Source organism: Acidocella sp. MX-AZ02 (assembly GCF_000306035.1).
Lineage (GTDB): Bacteria > Pseudomonadota > Alphaproteobacteria > Acetobacterales > Acetobacteraceae > Acidocella > Acidocella facilis.
On the sequence record NZ_JH976207.1, the window covers coordinates 1,643,116 to 1,662,744 of the forward strand.

The 19,629-nt window shown below is 65.0% G+C and carries 15 protein-coding genes; 5 read left to right on the forward strand and 10 right to left on the reverse strand.

The window, feature by feature from the left end; translation table 11 throughout:
- Window positions 1-264: 264 nt before the first annotated feature.
- The 4 genes from MXAZACID_RS08110 to MXAZACID_RS08125 form a co-directional block, all read right to left on the reverse strand.
- Window positions 265-795 carry a glycine zipper family protein gene (locus tag MXAZACID_RS08110; RefSeq protein WP_008493759.1) on the reverse strand — a complete coding sequence of 177 codons (531 nt, stop codon included), beginning with the start codon at window positions 793-795 and terminating at the stop codon, window positions 265-267.
- 133 nt (window positions 796-928) lie between these two features.
- A complete protein-coding gene (gene dnaJ / locus MXAZACID_RS08115) occupies window positions 929-2,077 on the reverse strand; it encodes a molecular chaperone DnaJ (RefSeq protein WP_008493760.1) in 1,149 nt (382 codons plus the stop codon).
- A 186-nt stretch (window positions 2,078-2,263) separates the two neighbouring features.
- Complete coding sequence (gene dnaK / locus MXAZACID_RS08120) at window positions 2,264-4,174, reverse strand: molecular chaperone DnaK (protein ID WP_008493761.1); 1,911 nt, start codon at window positions 4,172-4,174, stop codon at window positions 2,264-2,266.
- A 196-nt stretch (window positions 4,175-4,370) separates the two neighbouring features.
- On the reverse strand, window positions 4,371-5,945 hold the full coding sequence (locus tag MXAZACID_RS08125; RefSeq protein WP_008493762.1) for a 2-isopropylmalate synthase: 1,575 nt from the start codon (window positions 5,943-5,945) through the stop codon (window positions 4,371-4,373).
- Between the two features lie 243 nt (window positions 5,946-6,188).
- Here MXAZACID_RS08125 and MXAZACID_RS08130 point away from each other — a divergent pair, with 243 nt between their 5' ends.
- Window positions 6,189-6,821: an HAD family phosphatase gene (locus tag MXAZACID_RS08130; protein WP_008493763.1), complete on the forward strand. Its 633-nt coding sequence runs from the start codon at window positions 6,189-6,191 to the stop codon at window positions 6,819-6,821.
- A gap of 136 nt (window positions 6,822-6,957) precedes the next feature.
- Here MXAZACID_RS08130 and MXAZACID_RS08135 read toward each other — a convergent pair whose 3' ends face one another.
- Window positions 6,958-7,848: an SDR family oxidoreductase gene (locus tag MXAZACID_RS08135; protein ID WP_008493764.1), complete on the reverse strand. Its 891-nt coding sequence runs from the start codon at window positions 7,846-7,848 to the stop codon at window positions 6,958-6,960.
- A gap of 82 nt (window positions 7,849-7,930) precedes the next feature.
- Here MXAZACID_RS08135 and MXAZACID_RS08140 point away from each other — a divergent pair, with 82 nt between their 5' ends.
- The 3 genes from MXAZACID_RS08140 (at window position 7,931) to MXAZACID_RS08150 (ending at window position 13,560) form a co-directional block, all read left to right on the forward strand.
- Window positions 7,931-8,773 (forward strand): helix-turn-helix transcriptional regulator, encoded by an 843-nt coding sequence (locus MXAZACID_RS08140; protein WP_008493765.1) that lies wholly within the window; start codon window positions 7,931-7,933, stop codon window positions 8,771-8,773.
- Between the two features lie 19 nt (window positions 8,774-8,792).
- The gene (locus tag MXAZACID_RS08145; protein ID WP_008493766.1) at window positions 8,793-11,513 is read left to right on the forward strand and encodes an ATP-dependent DNA helicase; all 2,721 of its coding nucleotides are present in this window, start codon (window positions 8,793-8,795) and stop codon (window positions 11,511-11,513) included.
- A 178-nt stretch (window positions 11,514-11,691) separates the two neighbouring features.
- Window positions 11,692-13,560: a DUF262 domain-containing protein gene (locus MXAZACID_RS08150; RefSeq protein ID WP_008493767.1), complete on the forward strand. Its 1,869-nt coding sequence runs from the start codon at window positions 11,692-11,694 to the stop codon at window positions 13,558-13,560.
- 161 nt (window positions 13,561-13,721) lie between these two features.
- Here the strand turns inward: MXAZACID_RS08150 and MXAZACID_RS08155 are convergent, their stop codons facing one another.
- Window positions 13,722-14,585, reverse strand: a complete 864-nt coding sequence (locus tag MXAZACID_RS08155) for a LysR family transcriptional regulator (RefSeq protein ID WP_008493768.1) — start codon at window positions 14,583-14,585, stop codon at window positions 13,722-13,724.
- A 93-nt stretch (window positions 14,586-14,678) separates the two neighbouring features.
- Between MXAZACID_RS08155 and MXAZACID_RS08160 the strand changes: the two genes are divergently transcribed.
- Complete coding sequence (locus tag MXAZACID_RS08160) at window positions 14,679-15,974, forward strand: chloride channel protein (protein WP_008493769.1); 1,296 nt, start codon at window positions 14,679-14,681, stop codon at window positions 15,972-15,974.
- On the opposite strand, the gene eutC is transcribed toward MXAZACID_RS08160, so the two are convergent.
- The 4 genes from eutC to MXAZACID_RS08180 form a co-directional block, all read right to left on the reverse strand.
- Window positions 15,971-16,723, reverse strand: a complete 753-nt coding sequence (eutC, locus tag MXAZACID_RS08165; protein ID WP_008493770.1) for an ethanolamine ammonia-lyase subunit EutC — start codon at window positions 16,721-16,723, stop codon at window positions 15,971-15,973. The genes MXAZACID_RS08160 and eutC overlap by 4 nt on opposite strands.
- The gene (locus tag MXAZACID_RS08170) at window positions 16,713-18,110 is read right to left on the reverse strand and encodes an ethanolamine ammonia-lyase subunit EutB (protein WP_008493771.1); all 1,398 of its coding nucleotides are present in this window, start codon (window positions 18,108-18,110) and stop codon (window positions 16,713-16,715) included. Before MXAZACID_RS08170 ends, eutC begins: the two co-directional genes overlap by 11 nt.
- A 64-nt stretch (window positions 18,111-18,174) precedes the next feature.
- A complete protein-coding gene (locus tag MXAZACID_RS08175) occupies window positions 18,175-18,522 on the reverse strand; it encodes a response regulator (protein WP_205619751.1) in 348 nt (115 codons plus the stop codon).
- A 141-nt stretch (window positions 18,523-18,663) separates the two neighbouring features.
- Window positions 18,664-19,554 (reverse strand): RNA methyltransferase, encoded by an 891-nt coding sequence (locus MXAZACID_RS08180; RefSeq protein ID WP_008493773.1) that lies wholly within the window; start codon window positions 19,552-19,554, stop codon window positions 18,664-18,666.
- Between the last annotated feature and the right edge of the window lie 75 nt (window positions 19,555-19,629).

Genomic DNA, 19,629 nt, shown 5'->3' on the forward strand with positions numbered 1-19,629 from the left:
GCCGGCTGCGGCGGGCCGTGCAGTGGGCTCTGCGGCGCGGTGGTCTGCGGGCCGGTGCCCTCGCTGTCGAACACCACAGACAGGCCGGGCGGGCTTTGCGGCTCCGGCGGGGGGCGCACCCGCACCAGCAGGGCCGCGGCAATCACCAGCGCATGCAAAAGCAGCGCCGCCCCCCAGGCCCATGGGTTGCGGCGCCATTTGCGAACCGGCGTGGCGAGATGCGCTCTCGCCAGCGTTACATCGTCAATCCCGACCCCGGCAGGCTCAGGGACGGTAATAATAATATCCCGGAGGGGGCGGAGGTGGCGCGGCATAATAGGCGGGCGGCGCTGCGTAATAGGCCGGTGCGGCAGCTTGCTGGATCGTCTCGCCATGTCCCACCATGCACTGCGCGTAGGCTACATTATACCGGTGCTGCAGCGAATCCGCCGTCGCCTGGGTATTATTACCCGCCACGGCGGCGCCGCCAAGCAGCCCCGCCCCGGCGCCGATGGCCGCCCCCGCGCCGACATTGCCGGAGAGCGAGCCCAGCACCGCGCCAGCGCCGGCGCCAATGGCGGTGCCAAGCGCCGCGGTGGCGACGGAATTATTCTGCGAATTCTGCGCGGTTGCCCCGGCATAGGGCATCTGCGACTGGGCATAGGCCTGGCAGCTCGCCTGATCCGCCTGGAACTGCTCCCAGCTTTTGCCGGGGCCGGGCAGTGCCGTAATGGTAGGGCCGGTCGGCGTGGCCGCCGTGCAGGCCCCCAGAGCCAGCAGCGGCACCAAGGCCGCCACCGTGATTTTGTTCAACATCCGAAACTCCCTAACAAGGCTTTCAAACCACCCACTTATCTAATCCCTGGCCGGGTCTTCGCCAACGCGCCGGCCAAATGGATTACAATTCGTAGCGTGGCGAAATTGCCGGATTTATAGGGCAGAAATAGGACTAATTGCCCTCCGCGACACCTTTTAAGAAATCCTTCACCTTCGCGAAGAAGCCCTCATGCTCCGGGCTGCCAGCCTGATGGCTGGCGGATTCCTGGTCGAACTGCTCCAGCAGCTCGCGCTGGCGCTTGGTCAGGTTCTGCGGGGTTTCCACCGCCACCTGGATATACATATCGCCACGCTGGGTCGAGCGCAGCACCGAGAACCCCTTGGCGCGCAAGCGGAACTGGTCGCCGGACTGGGTGCCGGCCGGGATCTTCACCCGCGCGGCGCTGCCATCGATCGCCGGTACCTCGATCTCCCCGCCCAGGGCCGCCTGGGCCATGCGCAGCGGCACCCGGCAGAAAATATTCGCCCCGTCGCGCTGGAAGATCGCATGCGGGCGGATCGCGACATGCACATAGAGATCGCCCGGCTGGGCACCGCGCGGCCCGGCCTCGCCCTCGCCGGCCAGGCGGATGCGGGTGCCATCCTCCACCCCGGCGGGGATCTGCACCGCGAGCGTGCGCTCACGCGGCACCGTACCCGCACCGGAACATACCCGGCACGGGTTGCGCACGGTATGGCCGCTGCCGCCGCAGGTCGGGCAGGTGCGCTCGACCACGAAGAAGCCCTGCTGGGCGCGCACCCGGCCAGCCCCGCCGCAGGTGGCGCAGCTATCGGCGCTGGCATTCTTGTCGGCGGAGCCGGAGCCGTTACAGGCATCGCAGGCCATCCGGGTCGCCACGCGCACATTCGCCTTGGTGCCGGCGAAGGCTTCCGTGAGGTCGATGGTCACGGCGGCCTTGATGTCGGCGCCGGTCTGCGCGCGCTCAGCGCCGCGCCGGCCGCCACCGCCGAACATCTGTTCGAAAATATCGCCGAGCCCGCCCTCAAACCCACCGAAGCCGCCGCCAAAGCCGCCACCGCCGCCCATGCCGCCATTCTCGAAGGCGGAATGGCCGAAGCGGTCATAGGCGGCGCGCTTCTGATCGTCCTTCAGAACGTCATAGGCTTCGTTCAACTCCTTGAATTTCGCCTCCGCCGCCGTGTCGCCCGGGTTGCGGTCCGGGTGATATTGCATGGCGAGCTTGCGGTAGGCCTTTTTCAGCTCATCGGCGCTGGCGCCACGCGCGACCCCCAGCGTGGCGTAGTAATCCTGTTTGGCCATGGCGGCGCTTTATTCCCTAGCGGCTAGAGCATCAAGCTTTTAGCCTGACGCTCTAAGTTTTGTTTTAGCGAGCAATTTCATGTGTTTATCTTGACGCTGACGCGTCAACCTAAACATATATTGCTCTAGAAACGGAAAATCCCGGGGCCCTCGCCCCGGGATCTTTTTGTCAGCTCAAACCCGGTTTCAGGCGGATTTGTTCTTGTCGTTGACGTCCTCGAAATCGGCGTCCACGACCTTCTCGCCATTCGGCCCAGTGCTCTCGGCCCCCGGCTGCGCCGCGCCGGCGGCGGCCTCGGCCTTGTACATCGCCTCGCCGATCTTCATCGCCACCTGGGTCAGCTTCTCGGAGGCGGCCTTCACCGTCTCGGCGCTGCCGCTCTCCAGCGCGCTCTTGGCTTCGGCAATCGCGGCCTCCGCCTCGGTCTTGTCGGCCGGGGCGATCTTGTCGCCGCCATCCTTCAGGGTCTTCTCAACCTGGTTGATCAGCCCTTCGGTCTGGTTGCGCGCTTCCACCGCCTCGCGCCGCGCCTTGTCAGCCGCCGCGTTCTCCTCGGCATCCTTCACCATGCGCTCGATATCGGCATCGGACAGACCGCCAGAGGCCTGGATACGGATCTGCTGCTCCTTGCCGGTCGCCTTGTCCTTGGCGGAGACGGAGACGATGCCGTTGGCGTCGATATCGAAGGTCACCTCGATCTGCGGCACGCCGCGCGGCGCGGCGGGAATGCCCTGCAGGTCGAAATTGCCCAAGAGCTTGTTGTCCGCCGCCATCTCGCGCTCGCCCTGGAAGACCTTGATGGTCACGGCCGTCTGGCCGTCCTCGGCGGTGGAGAAGGTCTGGCTCTTCTTGGTCGGAATCGTGGTGTTGCGGTCGATCAGACGGGTGAACACGCCACCCAGCGTCTCGATGCCCAGCGAGAGCGGGGTCACGTCCAACAGCAGCACGTCCTTGACGTCGCCCTTCAGCACGCCGCCCTGGATGGCCGCGCCGATCGCCACGACCTCGTCGGGGTTCACATTGCGGGCCGGCTCCTTGCCGAAGAAGCTCTTCACCGTCTCGATGACCTTCGGCATGCGGGTCATACCGCCGACCAGGATCACCTCGGAGATCTCACCGGCGGTGACACCGGCATCCTTCAGCGCCGCGCGGCACGGGGCCAAGGTGCGCTCGATCAGATCCTCGACCAGGCTCTCCAGCTTCGCGCGGGTCAGCTTCAGCACCAGATGCTTCGGCCCGGTGGCGTCGGCGGTGATGAAGGGCAGGTTGATCTCGGTCTCCTTGGAGGAGGACAGCTCGATCTTCGCCTTCTCCGCAGCTTCCTTCAGGCGCTGCAGAGCCAGCTTGTCCTTACGCAGGTCAATGCCCTGGTCCTTCTGGAACTCGGACGCCAGATAATCGATGATGCGGGCGTCGAAATCCTCACCGCCGAGGAAGGTATCGCCGTTGGTGGATTTCACCTCGAACACGCCATCGCCCAGCTCGAGCACGGAGACGTCGAAGGTACCGCCACCAAGGTCATAGACCGCGATGGTGCCGGCGTTCTTCTTGTCCATGCCGTAGGCCAGGGCGGCCGCCGTCGGCTCGTTGATGATGCGCAGCACCTCAAGCCCGGCGATCTTGCCGGCATCCTTGGTCGCCTGGCGCTGGGCGTCGTTGAAGTAGGCCGGCACGGTGATGACGGCCTGGGTGACGGTCTCACCGAGATACGCCTCGGCGGTCTCCTTCATCTTGGTCAGGATGTAGGAGGAAATCTGGCTCGGCGAATATTTCTCGCCACGCGCCTCAACCCAAGCATCGCCATTATCGCCCTTGGCGATGGTATAGGGCACCAGCCCCTTATCCTTGGCCACGGTCGGGTCGTCATAACGGCGGCCAATCAGGCGCTTGACCGCGAACAGCGTGTTGGTCGGGTTGGTAACGGCCTGGCGCTTGGCGCTCTGGCCGACGAGACGCTCGCCCGAGTCAGAGAAGGCGACCATGGACGGCGTCGTGCGCGCGCCCTCGGCGTTCTCGATGACGCGGACATCCTTGCCCTCCAGCACCGCCACGCAAGAATTGGTGGTACCAAGGTCAATACCGATGACTTTGCTCATATATATGCTCCTTTGCAGCGGGTGGCGCCGGCCCGAAGCACCGGGGTCACCCCTTTGAGATGAGTTCTATCTATTCATTGAAACGCCCGGACACAAGAGCTTTGCGCTCATGTCCCGGGCGTGAAAAACGCGCCGAAAAATTAACTTTTGCCGGGGAAAACGGTGCTATACTGCCCGATTCCCCCGGTTTTGGGCGTTACGCGCTCATCGCCTCCGGGGCGGTGCGGGCGCGCTTGGTCACCAGCTTGTTCAGCGCATGGATATAAGCCCGCACGGCGGCGACGATGGTGTCGGTATCCGCCCCCTGCCCGTCCACGCTCTTGCCCTCCTCGGTCAGGCGCACCGTGCAGCGGGCCTGGGCGTCGGTGCCCTCGGTGACGGCGCCGACCGAGAACAAGGCCAGCTCGGCGGTGTGCGGGAAAATGCTGCGCATGGCGTTGAAGGCGGCATCCACCGGCCCGTCGCCGCGTTCATCGGCGGCTTTCACCGCGCCGTCGATCTCCAGCTCCAGCTTGGCCCGCGCCGGCTCGCGCGAGCCGGCCCAGACCTCCAGCCCGATGAACTTGATCGTCTCATGGCTGCGCACGACCTCGTCATCCACCAGCGCGACGATGTCCTCGTCATACACAACCTTCTTGCGGTCGGCCAAAATCTTGAAGCGGGAGAAGGCGTCGTTCAGCGCGTTATCGCCGATGTCGCCATAACCCAGCGCGTTCAGCTTGTCGCGGAAGGCGGCACGGCCGGAATGCTTGCCCATCACCAGCGAGGTCTTCTGCCAGCCCACCGATTCCGGGGTCATGATCTCATAGGTGGCGGCATTCTTCAGCATCCCGTCTTGATGGATGCCGCTCTCATGCGCGAAGGCGTTGCGCCCGACGATCGCCTTGTTCGGCTGCACATCGAAGCCGGTGATCGTCGCCAGCAGCTTGGAGGTGCGCAGAATGCGCGGGGTCTCGATCTGGTGCTGGTAGGGCGCGGCATCCGGCCGGGTGCGGATGGCCATCACCACCTCTTCCAGCGCGGCATTGCCGGCGCGCTCGCCGATGCCGTTGATCGTGCATTCGATCTGCCGGGCCCCGCCCTTCACCGCCGCCAGCGTGTTGGCCACGGCCAGGCCCAGATCATTATGATTATGGGTGGACAAAATCACCTGGTCCGCCCCCGGCACCTTCTCGCGCACGGTGGAGAAGATCCGCACCATATCCTCCGGCACCGCATAGCCGACCGTATCGGGGATATTGATGGTGGTGGCGCCGGCCTTGATCGCCGCCTCCACGCAGCGCAGCAGGAATTCCATGTCGGTGCGGGTGCCGTCCTCGGCGGACCATTCCACGTCGTCGGTGAACTGGCGGGCCAGGGTCACGGATTTGGTCACATGCTCCAGCACCACCTCCGGCTCCATCTTCAGCTTGTACTTCATGTGCAAGGGCGAGGTGGAGATGAAGGTGTGGATGCGCTTGCGCTCGGCGTCGCGAATGGCCTCGCCGGCGCGGGTGATGTCATTGGGCGCGGAGCGGGACAGGCCGGTGATCACCGGGCCCTTCACCGTCTCGGCGATTTTCTGCACGCTCTCGAAATCGCCTGGCGAGGCGATCGGAAAGCCGGCCTCGATCACATCCACGCCCAACGAAGCCAATGCCTCCGCCATGCGGATCTTCTCGTCCAGATTCATCGAGAAGCCAGGGGATTGCTCGCCGTCGCGCAGCGTGGTGTCGAAAATAATGACGCGGTTTTCGTCGATCTTGCCAAAATTGGGGTGCGTAAAGCTCATAACTCTGCTCCGAATTTATCTGCCGTGGGCGGTGTTTCTGGCATTCCCCTGAGCGGCGGGCGCGGTCATCGGACACGCGCGAAAAATCACTTATCGCTCAGGGGCGGATAAGTCGAAGGAGCAGCCCAGCGAAGGTGGGGGCAGAAGCCATGCCCTCCGCTTAGACAAATTCCGGGACCAAGGCAAGCAACGTTTCTCTTATGCCCACTTGGCAACAACCCTGCCCCAATCCAGTATCGCCGCATGGATATTCCTGCGCACATCCAGGGCCTGATTTTCGATTGCGACGGCACGCTGGTGGACACCCCGCCCCTCTACGCCGCGGCCTGGATGGCGGCCTTGGCGGAATTCGGGGCCCGGCTGGAGCTGGAATGGTTCCGCCCCCGCGCCGGCCTCTCCGAGGACCTGCTGCTGGACGATGTGGAGCGGCATTTCGGCACCACCCTGCCGCGCGAAGACGTGGCAAGGCTGACCCGCGCGCATGTGATGGACAATCTGCACAGCCTGCGGGAGATTCAGGCCGTCGCCAACATCGCCCGCGCCCAGGCCGGGCGGCTGCAACTGGCCGTCGCCTCCTCCGGCCCGGCGGAGATCGTGCAGGCCACGCTGGAGGCCACCGGGCTGCGGCCATTATTCAACCAGATCGTCACCATTGAGGATGTCGCCAACGCCAAGCCGGCGCCGGATCTGTTCCTGGAAGCCGCACGGCGCATGGGGCTGGCCCCCGCCACCTGCCTGGTGTTCGAGGATAGCGCCCAGGGGCTGCAGGCCGCCTTGCTGGCCGGGATGCCGGCGATCGACATCAACAAGCTGATGGCGGACACCGCCCCGCCGCCGGACGGGCTGAACCGCGTCTATCTGCGCAAGTATCTATAGAGCAAAAGTTTTTTTGGTGCCGCTTTTTTTACAAAAAAAGCGGCGAAAAACGTTTGGGGCGTTGGCAACGGCGGTGCCAATACCCCAAACGTTCGTGGGAACTTTTTGGAAAAAGTTCCTACACCCTCAAAAACTTTTAGACCGTTTCCAGCTCCAGCCTGGCCAGATCTTCCAGCATGGTCGGCCCGGTCGGACTCCAGCCAAGCGTCTCCCGGGTCCAGGCGCTCGAAGCCGGCATGTCATGCCCGGCAAACATCGCCAGCCAGCCGAAATAGCCCTGCGCCTCGTCCGGGGTGATCGACTTCACCGGCAGCTTCAACTGCGTGCTCAGCACCCGCGCGATGTCGCGCATCGCCACCCCTTCCTCGGCCACGGCATGATACACCGCCCCCGGCCGCGCCGCCTCCAGCGCCAGCCGGTAGAGCCGCGCCACATCCACCCGCGCCGCCGCCGGCCAGCGATTCGTCCCCTCGCCGATGAGCGCCAGATAGCCATGCTGCAACGCCAGCTGAATATAATAGCTCACCAGCCCCTGCCGGCGCGGATCATGTACCTGCGGCAGCCGCATGATCGCCCCCGCCCCGCCCTGGTCCGCCAGCGCCCGCGCCGCCTCTTCGGAAGCCGCGCGCGGCACGCTCGCATCCGGCCGCGCGTCTTCCGTCGCCACCGCCCCCGCCTCGTTGCGGGCAATGCCGGTGCCGGAGGTGACGATCAGCGGCTTTTTGCTCCCCGCCAGCCCCGCCCCAAGGGCTGCGACAACATGCCGGTCATCCTCGCAATTCGCCATGAAGGTGGAGAAATCATGGTTGAAGGCCAGATGCGCCACGCCATCAGACTCAGCCGCCGCTTTGGTCAGCAATTTGTAATCCTTCATGTCGCCGTGCAGGGCGGTGGCCCCGGTCGCTTCCAGCGCGGCGCGCTTGGCCTCGTCACGATACAGCCCGGTCACCTCATGCCCGGCCAGTATCAGCTCTTTCACCAAAGCGGAGCCGATAAACCCCGTGGCGCCCGTTACAAAAACACGCATGCTCAAATCCTTCCATTTTGCCTCTGGCGGAAGATTTGGCCAGCGCGCTATGGTAGAAAAGACGTGAGTTTATCCTATTATAATGTCTCCTAGCCTCGCCCCCGCCAACGTGCTCGGCACCTATCTGAAAGACCGCCGCGCCCGGCTGGACCCGGCGGCTTTGGGTCTGCCCGCCGCGCGCCGGCGCACCCCCGGCCTGCGCCGCGAGGAGGTGGCCCAGCGCGCCAATATCAGCCCGGCCTGGTACACTTGGCTGGAACAAGGCCGCGGCGGCGCCCCCTCGGCGGATGTGCTGGAGCGCATCGCCCGCGCCTTGATGCTCACCGATATCGAGCGCGAGCATCTCTTCCTGCTTGGCCTCGGCCGCCCGCCGGAGGTGAAATATCGCAGCAGCCCGATCACCCCGCGCCTGCAACGTGTGCTGGACGCGCTCTCCCCCACCCCGGCCGTGATCCGTACCGCGATCTGGGATGTCGCCGCCTGGAACCGCGCCGCCTGCGTGCTGCTGGCCGATTACGATTCGCTGCCGCCGGAGAACCGCAACATCTTGCGCCACATGTTCCTGGAGCCCCGCGCCCGCGCCGCCCAGCATGACTGGGAAACCGTCGCCCGCTTCGTGCTCGGCGCCTTCCGGGTGGATACCGCCCGCAGCGGCGCCGCCGCCGAAATCGCCCCGCTGGTCGAGGAGCTGTCCCGCAAAAGCCCGGATTTCGCCCGTCTGTGGCAGGAGCACGACCTCCACGGCGCCCCTGGCGAGGCGGTGAAGCATATCAAACACCCGCTGCTGGGCCCGCTCGCCTTCGAATATTCCGCCTTCGCGGTCGATGGCCGGCCGGATCTGACTATGGTCATCTACAACCCGCTGGAGGCGAAAGATCTCGCCCGCCTCGCCGCTTTGCTCGACAAACCCCAAGACAAACCGTGAACAGCCACCTATAACCGGGATGATGCCGCCCCTTCCCGCCTTGCCCGCATTGGCCGCCGGCCATGGCCGCGCCGTCCTGCTGGATGGTGACGGGGTGATCACCACCATCAAGCCCGGCAGCGTGGCGCGCCAGGTCGGCGCCTCCATCCCGCTCGCCATCCATGTGCCGGCCACCCTGCGACGCCTCGGCAACCCCGCCATCCAGCTGCTCGACCTGCTGGAACTCTTCGCCTTCGTGCACCCGGCGCAGAGCCTCGCCCCCACCCCGGCCGGGCTGGCGCGGGCGCTGGAAATCCCAGTGCCGACCTCGCTCGACTCCGCCGCCCAGGCGCTGCCGGAAATGGCCGAACTGCTGCTCACCCGTCTGGCCGCCGGCAAGGACACCCCGGCCAACCGCGACGCCCCTGGCCTTGCGGCCCGCATGGGCGCCGCCGGCTGGCTCTGGGCGCCCTATGTCCTGAATGCCCTCGGCCAGCCCGACGCCAAGCCGGACGGCATGGCCATGCGCCTCTGGAAACGCCTGCCGAAATGGGAGGAAGTCGCGCCGCGCCCGCCGCCGTCGAGCTTTCCCATCACCCCGGTCGAGGCCCGCGCGCGCCTCGCCTCCCTGCTCGGCCCCGAGGCCGAGCAGCGCCCCGCCCAGGCGGATTTCTGCTCCGCCGCCACCGCCGCCTTTGCGCCAAGGGAGGTCGAGGGCAGCCCGCAAGTGGTCCTCGCCGAGGCCGGCACCGGCACCGGCAAGACCATGGGCTATCTCGCCCCCGCCTCGCTCTGGGCCACCCGCAACAAGGGCGCGGTCTGGGTTTCCACCTATACCCGGCATCTGCAGCGCCAGATCGAGCAGGAGGCCCAACGCCTGCCCGCCGGCAGCAATGTCGTGCTGCGCAAGGGCCGGGAGAATTATCTCTGCCTGCTGAATTTCGAAGACGCGATGAACGCCGAAACCCGCGCCATCCCGCTCGGGCTCATCGCCCGCTGGGCCGCCGCGAGTGCCGATGGCGACCTGTTCGGCGGCGACCTGCCCGGCTGGTTCGCCGAGCTTTACGGCCAGGGGCTGCTGGCCTCCATCGCCGACCGGCGCGGCGAATGCATCCATGCCGCCTGCCCGCATTTTTCCACCTGCGTCATCGAGCGCGTCATCCGCAATGCCCGCCAGGCGGATCTGGTCATCGCCAACCATGCGCTGGTGATGGCGCAATCCGTCTGGGGCGGGCTGGATGATGACAGCGTGCCGACCCGCTACGTGTTCGACGAAGGCCACCATATTTTCGATGCCGCCGACAGCGCCTTTGCCATCGAGCTCTCCGGCACCGCGATGGCGGAGCTGCGCCGCTGGCTGCTGGGAGCGGAGGGCACGCGCTCACGCGCCCGGGGCCTGGCCAAGCGGCTGGAGGATATGGCGGCGGTGGACGAGCCCACCCACAAAGCCATCCTGCAGGCGGTGCATCTGGCCAAATGCCTGCCCGCGCCGATGTTCTCCGTGCGCCTCGACCCGGAACTCGCCGCCGACGACAATCCGGCCGAAGCCCTGCTGCGCGCCCTGCGCGCCCAGTCCCGCGCCCGCGCCACCGAGGCCGACCTCAACGCCCCCTTCGGCTTCGAGACCGATCTGCACCCGCTGAATGAGGACGCGCTGCCCGCCGCCCGCAAACTCTCCAAAGCCATGGCGCAGCTGCGCGCGCCCCTGGTGGCCTTGCGCGCGCGCATGCTGGAACGGCTGGAGACCGAGCCGGACCTCGAAGAGGCGATGCGCCAGCGGCTGGAGAGCACCGCCCGCAGCCTGAAGCGCCGCGCCATCGACCCGCTCTCCGGCTGGGGCCGCATCCTGGATGGCATGGAGGCCGAGCCCGCCCCCGGCGAGCGCCCGGCGCGCATCGAATTCCTGCGGCTGGACCGCGAGGCCGGCACGGACAAGGACATCGCCCTGCTATCGCATCTGCTGGACCCGACGGAAGCCTTCACCCAATCCATCGCCGCCCCGGCGCATGGGCTGCTGATCACCTCCGCCACGTTGCGCGACGGCACGGATATGGAAGAGGCCTGGGAAAATGCCGAGGCCCGCACCGGCGCGGCGCACCTCGCCGCGCCGGCCATCCGCGCCGCCTTCGACAGCCCCTTCGATTATGGCGAGCGCACCCGCGTCGTGCTGGTCTCGGACGTCAACACCCAGGATCTCGGCCAGCTCGCCGGCGCCTACAAGGCCTTGTTCGAGGCCGCTGGCGGCGGCGGCCTCGGGCTGTTCACCGCGATCTCACGCCTGCGCGCCGTGCACGCCAAAATCGCAGCCCCGCTCGAGGAGAAAAACATCCCGCTCTACGCCCAGCATGTCGATGCGATGGATAACGCGACGTTAGTGGATATCTTCCGCGCCGAGGAACATTCCTGCCTGCTCGGCACCGATGCGATGCGCGACGGCGTCGACATCCCCGGCAATTCCCTGCGGCTGGTGGTGTTCGAGCGCACCCCCTGGCCGCGCCCGGACATTCTCCACCGCACCCGCCGCACCCATCTGAGCCACGGCGCGCCGAAGGATTACGACGACGCGATCGTGCGCCTGCGCCTGCGCCAGGCCTTCGGCCGCCTGATCCGCCGCGCCGACGACCGCGGCGTCTTCGTCCTGCTCGACCGCGCCTTCCCCTCAAGATTGCTCACGGCCTTTCCGGAACAGGCGCGGATCATACGGTCCTCACTGTCGGAAGCGGTGACGGGGATTGGGCGGTTTTTGCGGGAGGAGGTTTGAGGGGGGGAGTGGTCCGGAAGGGGAATGGCGGGTTCAAAGTGTGATTTCAAGGAAAGCTGACATACGTAGCCGAAGGGTAGAAGGCACGTCACGACCCACCGCCGACATCCACCATACTGGCCAATAACACAAATTGTGTTACAATCTCTACGTCAGAAATCATCAGTGAGAGCTCGTTATGGCTTATGTAAATCCTTCGACACAGTCCATCAAGACCTGCTTTCAGAGCCATTATTCTCTACCGTATTTTCAGCGTGAGTATAAATGGGAGTCTAAGCATTTCGTTGAGTTGCTTAACGATATACAGAACGCTTTTGTCCTGAGCTACGACTCTTCACACGGGCGGAAGGAAGTATCAAACTATTCCCCGTATTTCCTTGGGTCGATAATCACTTCAACCGCCGTGAACGCTAAAAAGCCACTAATCGATGGGCAGCAAAGACTAACGGCCACATTTTTGCTTTTGGCCTATCTCGAAAGATATCGAAGAGATCAGAACATTCCCGACGCCTTGGATTTGTCGACACTTCTAGGCAATGTCAATTACGGGGAGATGGATTACTCAGTTGAGTTTTCAGCCACTCGCCGCGCCATTTTCGACAAATACCTAGACAAAACGAAGTCACTAGCCGAGGCCATGGCGAACGCTGAGGAAGTACCCAACATTGACGATGGCGACAAAAAACTCTTGGAAGCTCTCCGAGCGACGGGAGACCTCCTAAATGACATTGTCCGAGGAGCTATCGCCTACTTCATTGATTACGTCGTTGAGCGAGTTTTATTGATCGACATCTCGGTGGATAGTGAATCTGAAGCCCACCGAGTATTCGTCACAATGAACGACCGTGGGCTACGGCTAGGGCCAATCGACCTGCTCAAAGGTCAAATTCTATCAAAGATTACATCGCCAGAAGACAGCTACTCGTGCCACACAGTCTGGATCGACACCATCAACAAACTTCGGGACATTGACCCAGAGGAGGATTCACTTTTCTTCCGAAATCTGTTTCGTGCTAAATGGGCTAAAACCATACGAGGCAAGGCTAAAGGAGACCCGGCGGGTGATTTCGATCAGATAGGCGATGCGTATCACCGCTGGTTCGAGGAACATACGGTTACCCTTGGGCTTGCGACGGCCGACGATTATGTCCGGTTTGCGCGCGACGATATTACGCGTTTTTCCGAAATTTACAGATTTATCAAACGGGCAGAAGAGGACATCACGAACGGTTTCGAATGTGTCTACTATAATGCTGCGCGACGCTACGGATTCCAATCTATGGTTCTACTCGCATCCGTAGAGGTCAACGATAACACTACGGAATGGAAAAGAAAGATTTCTCTTGCAAGCAAACTGATCGATATTTTGCTTACATCTCGGACTATTGAAGGAAAAGACAACAACTACGATAACTTGAAAGACATATCATTTCAGCTTGCAAAGGATCTTCGCGGAAAGAATGTTTCTGACCTTTTGGCTTACGTGCAATCCGAATGGGGAAAGTATTTTTCTGTGCTAGCGAACCTAGGTCATTTGAAGTATCAAAAAGCTGATCGATCGGATATCCTCTTTATCCTGGCACGTATAGCATCGTATCTCGAACAAGAATTTTCGTTGACAAACAAAGTTGGATTCCCAACATACTGGCAACGCGACCGAGGTGCCAGAACGTTTGACATTGAGCACCTGTTGAAGGAGGCTTTTGATAGCGCAGCCCTCCCGCCGAGTCATGGCTTCGCTGATGCGACAGACTATAGCAACTCTCGAAACCTCATCGGCGCGCTCACATTGCTCCCTCGGTCTCGCAATCGTTCGCTCCAGGATAAACCTTACCGAGAAAAGCTGGCCGCCTACGCGACAGAGGGCATTCTTGCACAAACCCTCTGTGAAAATCTTTATCAGAACAATCCAAACGTCGCTACTTACGTAGCCAAGCAACCGGGGCTAGGTTTGATCAGCTTTGCCGACTTCTCAAAACAAGATATTGCTCATCGGGCAAATTCATACACCGCAATTGCACAGCTCCTCTGGCAACCGCCAAATTAGCAAGCCGTAGATGGGTGGAGCGTAGCGTAGCCCATCGCTTTGTTCCAGCTCCCGGCCGTTTGATGGGTTACGCTACGCTCCACCCATCTACAAATGGCAGCTTTCGGGAAGGCGTCCGGCCCTCGGGAATGACCATAAAGGGCGCGTTGCCGCCAGCCCCCCTACCCTCCCCGCAACCGCTCCCGTCCCGCCAGCAGAACCTGCCCCAGCGCCGTCACCGCGTCGTTGCCGCCATAGGTGCCGCCCAGCAGCACGAACTCCACCGGCCCCAGCGAGGGCAGGCCACTGGCCGGCAGATCCTCCAGCCCGGGCGGGATCAGTTGGCCCGCCAGCGGCACCACCCCCAGCCCCGCCATCGCCGCCGCGCGCAGCCCGCTCAAACTGCCGCTGGTGCAGGCCACGCGCCAGGGGATGCGGTTGGCGTCCAGCACCCCCAAAGCGCGTTTGCGGGTCATGCTGGGCGGCGGATAGATCACCAGCGGCACCCGCGCCCCCGGCGCCAGCACCAGCCCCTTGCGCCCCACCCAGCGCAGCTCGTCCACCCAGGCGCGCTGGCCGCGCACATCCCCCTCCCGGCGCTTGGCCAGAATCAGATCCAGCTGCCCGGCATCGAAGCGCTCATATAAATCCTCGCTCAACCCCACCGTCAGTTCGAGATCCACCTGCTCATGCCGGTCCCGGAAATCCGCCAGCAGCTCCGGCAGGGCCGAGAACACGAAATCCTCCGAGGCGCCGAAGCGGATGCGCCCGCGCAGCGCCCCCTCGGCCAGATATTCGCCGATCCGCGCATTCGCCCCCAGCACCTGCCGGGCAAAGGGCTGCACCGCGTCGCCATCCGTGGTCAGCCGCACATGGTGGGTATCACGCGCCAGCAGCCGCCGGCCGGTCTGCGCCTCCAGCCGCGCGACGTGCTGGCTGACGGCGGACTGGCTGATCCCCAGCTGCCGGGCCGCGGCGGAAAACCCGCCCGCCTGGGCGACGGCGACGAAGCTGCGCAGCAGAACGGGATCGAGCAACAGGTCCATGAGTCTGCTTATAACGAATCACAATAACAAATATAACTGTTATTTCGTTTCAAAATCGCGCAAAGCATCGCCGCAGACAAGGAGTATTTTCCCATGAGCGGCACGGCGCGGCATTCCCTGAAACTGGCCCTGGTGACCATCCTGGTCGGAATCGCCGGCGGGATCGGCGGCGGCAGCATGGCGCTGCTGCTGCATGCCGTGCAGCATGTCACCTATGGCTACAGCTTGCGGGATCTGGTCGGGCCGGAGAGTTTCCTCACCGCCGTCGCCGCCGTGCCGCCCTGGCACCGCGCCCTGGCCCTGCTCATCGCCGGGCTGGTGGCGGGGCTGGGCTGGTGGGCGGTGTATAATCGCGGCGCCAAGCTGGTCAGCATCAAAGCCGCCGCCAGCAGCGGCAAGCACATGCCTTACGGCAGCACCACGGGGCACGCGCTGCTGCAGATTATCACCGTCGCCATGGGCTCGCCCCTGGGGCGGGAGGTGGCGCCGCGCGAAATCGCCGCGCTGCTGACCCAGCGCCTCACCGGCTGGGCCGGCATCACCGGGGAGGAGGCGAAAATCCTGCTCGGCTGTGGTGCTGGGGCGGGGCTGGCGGCGGTGTATAACGTGCCGCTGGGCGGCGCGGTGTTCGCGCTGGAGGTGCTGATCCTGCGGCTCGACCCGCGCTCCATTCTGATGGCGCTGGCCAGCTCCTGCATCGCCGCCATGCTCGCCTGGTCGGTGCTGGGCGATGTGCCGCAATATCACATCCCGGATTTCACCCTCTCCGCGCCGCTGCTGGTGCTGTGCGTGCTGGCCGCGCCGGTCATCGGGCTGGCCGGGCATGGCTTCGCCCGCCTCACCGCCGCCGCGCGCAAAAATATGCGCACGGATGGCCGCCTGATCCGCCGCTGCCTGGTGGTATTCACGCTGGTCGGCCTCGCCGCCATGGCGTTTCCGCAACTGCCCGGCAACGGCAAGGGGCCGATCCAGCTCGGGCTGGAGAGCGCGCTGCCGCTGCATCTGGCGCTGGCCTTGCTGGGGCTGAAGGTGGCGGCCATTGCCGGCGCCCTCTGGGCCGGTGCGGAAGGCGGGGTGCTGACACCAGGGCTGACCGTCGGCGCTTTGCTCTCCACCTTGCTCGTGCTGGGCTGGAACTTGGTGCTGCCGGCGGTGCCGGCCGGCGCCTTCGCCCTGGTCGGCGCTGCCGCCTTCCTCGGCGTCTCGATGGAGATGCCCTTCACCGCCGTGGCGCTGATGTTCGGCTTCACCCGCGTCGGGCAGGATTTTTTGGTGCCGCTGATCCTCACCGCCGCGCTGGCCAGCGCCACCAGCCGGGCCGTGCCCCTGGTCCAGACCGCCTTGGCCAACCGTCGCGCCCCCGCCCCGGAGGGCGAAACCGCGATTTAGGCCTGCCCAACCAGCGGCGCGGCGCCCTCATGCGTCAGGCCGCTGGCCTCCTTCAGCCCCACCCCGGTCAGCCCCCGGCGCAGCGCCTCGCGCATCAGCCAGGCCAGCATGTCCGCCGCCGCCTCGGCCGAAAGCCCGCCCTGGCCATGCACGTTGGAGATGCAGTTGCGCGCCGAATCCGGCGTGCCGCGCTTCGGATCGAAGGTGAGATAGACGCCCAGAGAATCGGACACTGTCAGCCCCGGCCGCTCGCCGATCAGCATCACCACCAGCCTCGCCCCCAAAGCCGCGCCGATATCATCGCCCAGCGCCACCCGCGCCTGGGTGGCAATGACCAAAGGCGCCAGCTTCATGCCGCCCAGCCGGGCCAGCAGCGCCTGGGCCACGGGCACCGCATTCTGCATCACGGCGGTGGCGGAAAGCCCATCGCCGATCACGATCACCGCGTCGTAATCGCCCTTGGGCAACGTCTCCAGGCACTCCGGCGCCAGCGCCCGGCCGAGATCCGGCCGACGCAGATAAATCTCCCGGTCCTTGGCGGCGCTGTGCACCTGCAGCGCCCCCGGCAGCGCGGCCTTCAGCGTCGCCACATCCAGCTTCGCGTGCACCGCATCGCGCGCCATGGCATGGGCGAACTGGAAGTCCAGCACATCGCCAATCTTCATCGCATCCCCCGCCCGGCCGAGGCCGATGCGCGCGCGCGTGGCCTGACGCAGCAGCACCCAGGGATCGTTTTCCTCAGGCGGCATTGCGGGCCTCCAGCAGGCGGCGCTGCGCCTTGTTCTGCGGCCCGGGCAGGCGCATCCGCCCATGCCGGTCCAGCATCTCCATCTTCTCCAGCCAATCCTCGAATTCCGGCGCCGGGCGGGCGCCGAAGCTGGAGCGCAGATAGAGAATATCGTGATAAGAGAGGCTCTGGTAATTCAGCATCACGTCATCCGCCCCCGGCACCGCGATGACGAAGGAGACGCCGGCCACGGTCAGCAGCGTCATCAGCGTGTCCATGTCGTCCTGGTCGGCCTCGGCATGGTTGGTGTAGCAAACGTCGCAGCCCATCGAGATGCCGAGCAGCTTGCCGCAGAAATGATCCTCCAGCCCGGCGCGGATGATCTGCTTGCCGTCATAGAGATATTCCGGGCCGATGAAGCCGACCACGGTATTCACCAGCAGCGGCGAGAATTCCCGCGCCACCGCATAGGCCCGCGCCTCGATGGTCTGCTGGTCCAGCCCGAAATGCGCCCCGGCGGACAAAGCCGCCCCCTGGCCGGTCTCGAAATACATCGTATCCTGGCCGATGGTGCCGCGCTTCAGCGATTGTGAGGCCTCATAAGCCTCGCGCAGAATGCCGAGATTGATGCCGAACCCGGCATTCGCCGCTTCCGAGCCGGCGATGGACTGGAACACCAGATCCACCGCGCCGCCGGCATTCATCACCTCGATCGAGTTGGTCACATGGGTGAGCACGCAGGTCTGGGTCGGGATTTCGTAGCGGGCGCGCAGCTCATCGAGCATGGAAAGCAGGGAGATGCAGTTCTGCACGCTGTCGGTCGCCGGGTTGATGCCGATGACGGCATCGCCGGTGCCGTAAAGCAGCCCGTCCAGCGTCGAGGCGGCGATGCCCTTCAGGTCATCCGTGGGATGGTTCGGCTGCAGCCGCGAGGAGAGCCGGCCCTCCAGCCCGATGGTGTTGCGGAAGGCTTTCACCACCCGGCATTTGCGCGCCACCGCGATCAGATCCTGGTTGCGCATCAGCTTGCTCGCCGCCGCCGCCATCTCCGGCATCAGCCCCGGCGCCAAAGCGGCCAGGGCGGCGGCATCCGCCTCGTAGGAGAGCAGCCAGTCCCGGAACTGCCCGACCGTCATATGCGCCACCGGCTTGAAGGCCGCCTGGTCATGCTTGTCGAAAATCAGCCGCGTGACCTCGTCGGTCTCATAGGGGATCAGCGGCTCTTCCAGGAACATCTTCAACGGCAGATCGGCCAGCACCGCCCGCGCGGCGACGCGCTCGGCATCCGAGGCCGCGGCCAGCCCGGCCAGCTCATCGCCCGAGCGTTTGGCCGAGGCCTTCGCCAGAACCGTTTTCAGATCCGGGAAACGAAAGCTTTCCCCGCGAAAGGCATGCGCAAAATGTCCCATGCCGCATATGCAACACCGGAATTTATTGCCGTGCAATATAAATTAGCGGGAGGAATGCCGGTTTTCAGTCCGCCATCATTGACTGGATCTTCTTCGCCAGCCCATCCAGCGAAAACGGCTTGGTGATGATCTCCATGCCTTCGGCCATGGCGCTGCCATTGCCGACCTCGATATTATGCGCATAGCCGGTCATGAACAGCACCTTCAGCCCGGGGCGGATCTGCTTGGCGGCATCGGCCAGCTGGCGGCCATTCTGGCCGGGCAGCGTCACGTCGGTCACCAACAGATTGATCGGCTGGGACGAGTTCAGCACCATCAAAGCGGAGGGCACGTCCTCCGCCTCGAATGTCCGGTACCCCTGCTCCTCAAGCGTCTCGACGACCAGCATGCGCACCATGGGCTCGTCATCCACCACGAGCACCGTATTGATAACTGGCGGGAGTGACCCGGCTTGACCCATCATGAACCCCTTTGCGCTTTTGTACCCGCCGGGCGGACTCCCGCAAAGCGCCGCCACCTAAGCGAAACCTAAAGAATCCGTTAGCCGGCGGGGTCAGCCAGGGGTGCGCGTTAGTTCATATAACGCCACCGCGCCGGCGGCGGAGACATTCAGGCTCTCCATGCCGCCCGGCATCGCCAGGGCGCAGATCTCATCGCAGGTTTCGCGGGTGAGCCGGCGCATGCCCTCGCCCTCGCTGCCCAGCACCAGCGCCACCCGCCGGCCGGCGAAGGCCTCGCCGCGCAGCCTGGTCTGGCTATGGCCGTCCAGCCCGACCACCCAGACATCGGCGTCCTTCAACGCCGTCAGCGTGCGGGAGATGTTGGTGATGCGCAGCAGCGGGATCGTCTCCAGCGCGCCGGAAGCGGCTTTCGCCAGGGCGCCGGTCTCTTCCGGGGCGTTGCGGTCCTGCGCCACCACCGCGCAGGCGCCGAAAGCCTGGGCCGTGCGCATCAGCGCGCCGACATTGCGCGGGTCGAAAATCTGGTCGAGTACCAGCACCGGGCCGGGGCGCAGCAGCGCCTCCTGCAAGGAGGGCGCCTCCAGCTGGTCGGCCAGCAAGGCGATGCCTTGATGCACGATGCCCGAACCCGGCTTGGCGGCGAGAATCTGGTCGATCCGCTCGCGCGGCGAAATCTCCGGCTGGATCGGCCAGGGCAGCGGCGCTTCCGCCGCCAGGCTGGCCTGCGCCTCCTCGGTGATCACCAGCCGGCGGAACAGACGCTCCGGGTTTTTCAGCGCCGCCGCCACCGCATGGGTGCCGTAGAGCCAGACCGCGCCGGATGGCGTGGAGGGGCCGCGCCGGGCCGCGCCGCGCTTTTGCGCCTCGCGCTGGACCTGGGTAGGGGGCTGGGGCTGGATTTGGGGCTGGGCTTGGGGCTGACGCTCGGCACGCAGCGGGGCCTCAGCGCGGCCCTCGGCCTCACGCCGTCCCCTGCCCCTCATTGCGCTTCGGGCCTTCATGCCGCGCCGGGGCGTCATGGCGGGCAGGCGCGAAGCCGCGTCCCGCCCCCCCGGCAC

Excerpts from the sequence above, each read along its gene's own strand:
- MXAZACID_RS08125 (WP_008493762.1), bottom strand. The coding sequence starts at position 5,945 with ATGAGCTTTACGCACCCCAATTTTGGCAAGATCGACGAAAACCGCGTC.
- MXAZACID_RS08140 (WP_008493765.1), top strand. The coding sequence starts at position 7,931 with ATGTCTCCTAGCCTCGCCCCCGCCAACGTGCTCGGCACCTATCTGAAA.
- MXAZACID_RS08145 (WP_008493766.1), top strand. The coding sequence starts at position 8,793 with ATGATGCCGCCCCTTCCCGCCTTGCCCGCATTGGCCGCCGGCCATGGC.
- dnaK (WP_008493761.1), bottom strand. The coding sequence starts at position 4,174 with ATGAGCAAAGTCATCGGTATTGACCTTGGTACCACCAATTCTTGCGTG.
- MXAZACID_RS08155 (WP_008493768.1), bottom strand. The coding sequence starts at position 14,585 with ATGGACCTGTTGCTCGATCCCGTTCTGCTGCGCAGCTTCGTCGCCGTC.
- MXAZACID_RS08130 (WP_008493763.1), top strand. The coding sequence starts at position 6,189 with ATGGATATTCCTGCGCACATCCAGGGCCTGATTTTCGATTGCGACGGC.
- MXAZACID_RS08160 (WP_008493769.1), top strand. The coding sequence starts at position 14,679 with ATGAGCGGCACGGCGCGGCATTCCCTGAAACTGGCCCTGGTGACCATC.
- eutC (WP_008493770.1), bottom strand. The coding sequence starts at position 16,723 with ATGCCGCCTGAGGAAAACGATCCCTGGGTGCTGCTGCGTCAGGCCACG.
- MXAZACID_RS08135 (WP_008493764.1), bottom strand. The coding sequence starts at position 7,848 with ATGCGTGTTTTTGTAACGGGCGCCACGGGGTTTATCGGCTCCGCTTTG.
- dnaJ (WP_008493760.1), bottom strand. The coding sequence starts at position 2,077 with ATGGCCAAACAGGATTACTACGCCACGCTGGGGGTCGCGCGTGGCGCC.
- MXAZACID_RS08110 (WP_008493759.1), bottom strand. The coding sequence starts at position 795 with ATGTTGAACAAAATCACGGTGGCGGCCTTGGTGCCGCTGCTGGCTCTG.
- MXAZACID_RS08180 (WP_008493773.1), bottom strand. The coding sequence starts at position 19,554 with ATGAGGGGCAGGGGACGGCGTGAGGCCGAGGGCCGCGCTGAGGCCCCG.
- MXAZACID_RS08150 (WP_008493767.1), top strand. The coding sequence starts at position 11,692 with ATGGCTTATGTAAATCCTTCGACACAGTCCATCAAGACCTGCTTTCAG.
- MXAZACID_RS08170 (WP_008493771.1), bottom strand. The coding sequence starts at position 18,110 with ATGGGACATTTTGCGCATGCCTTTCGCGGGGAAAGCTTTCGTTTCCCG.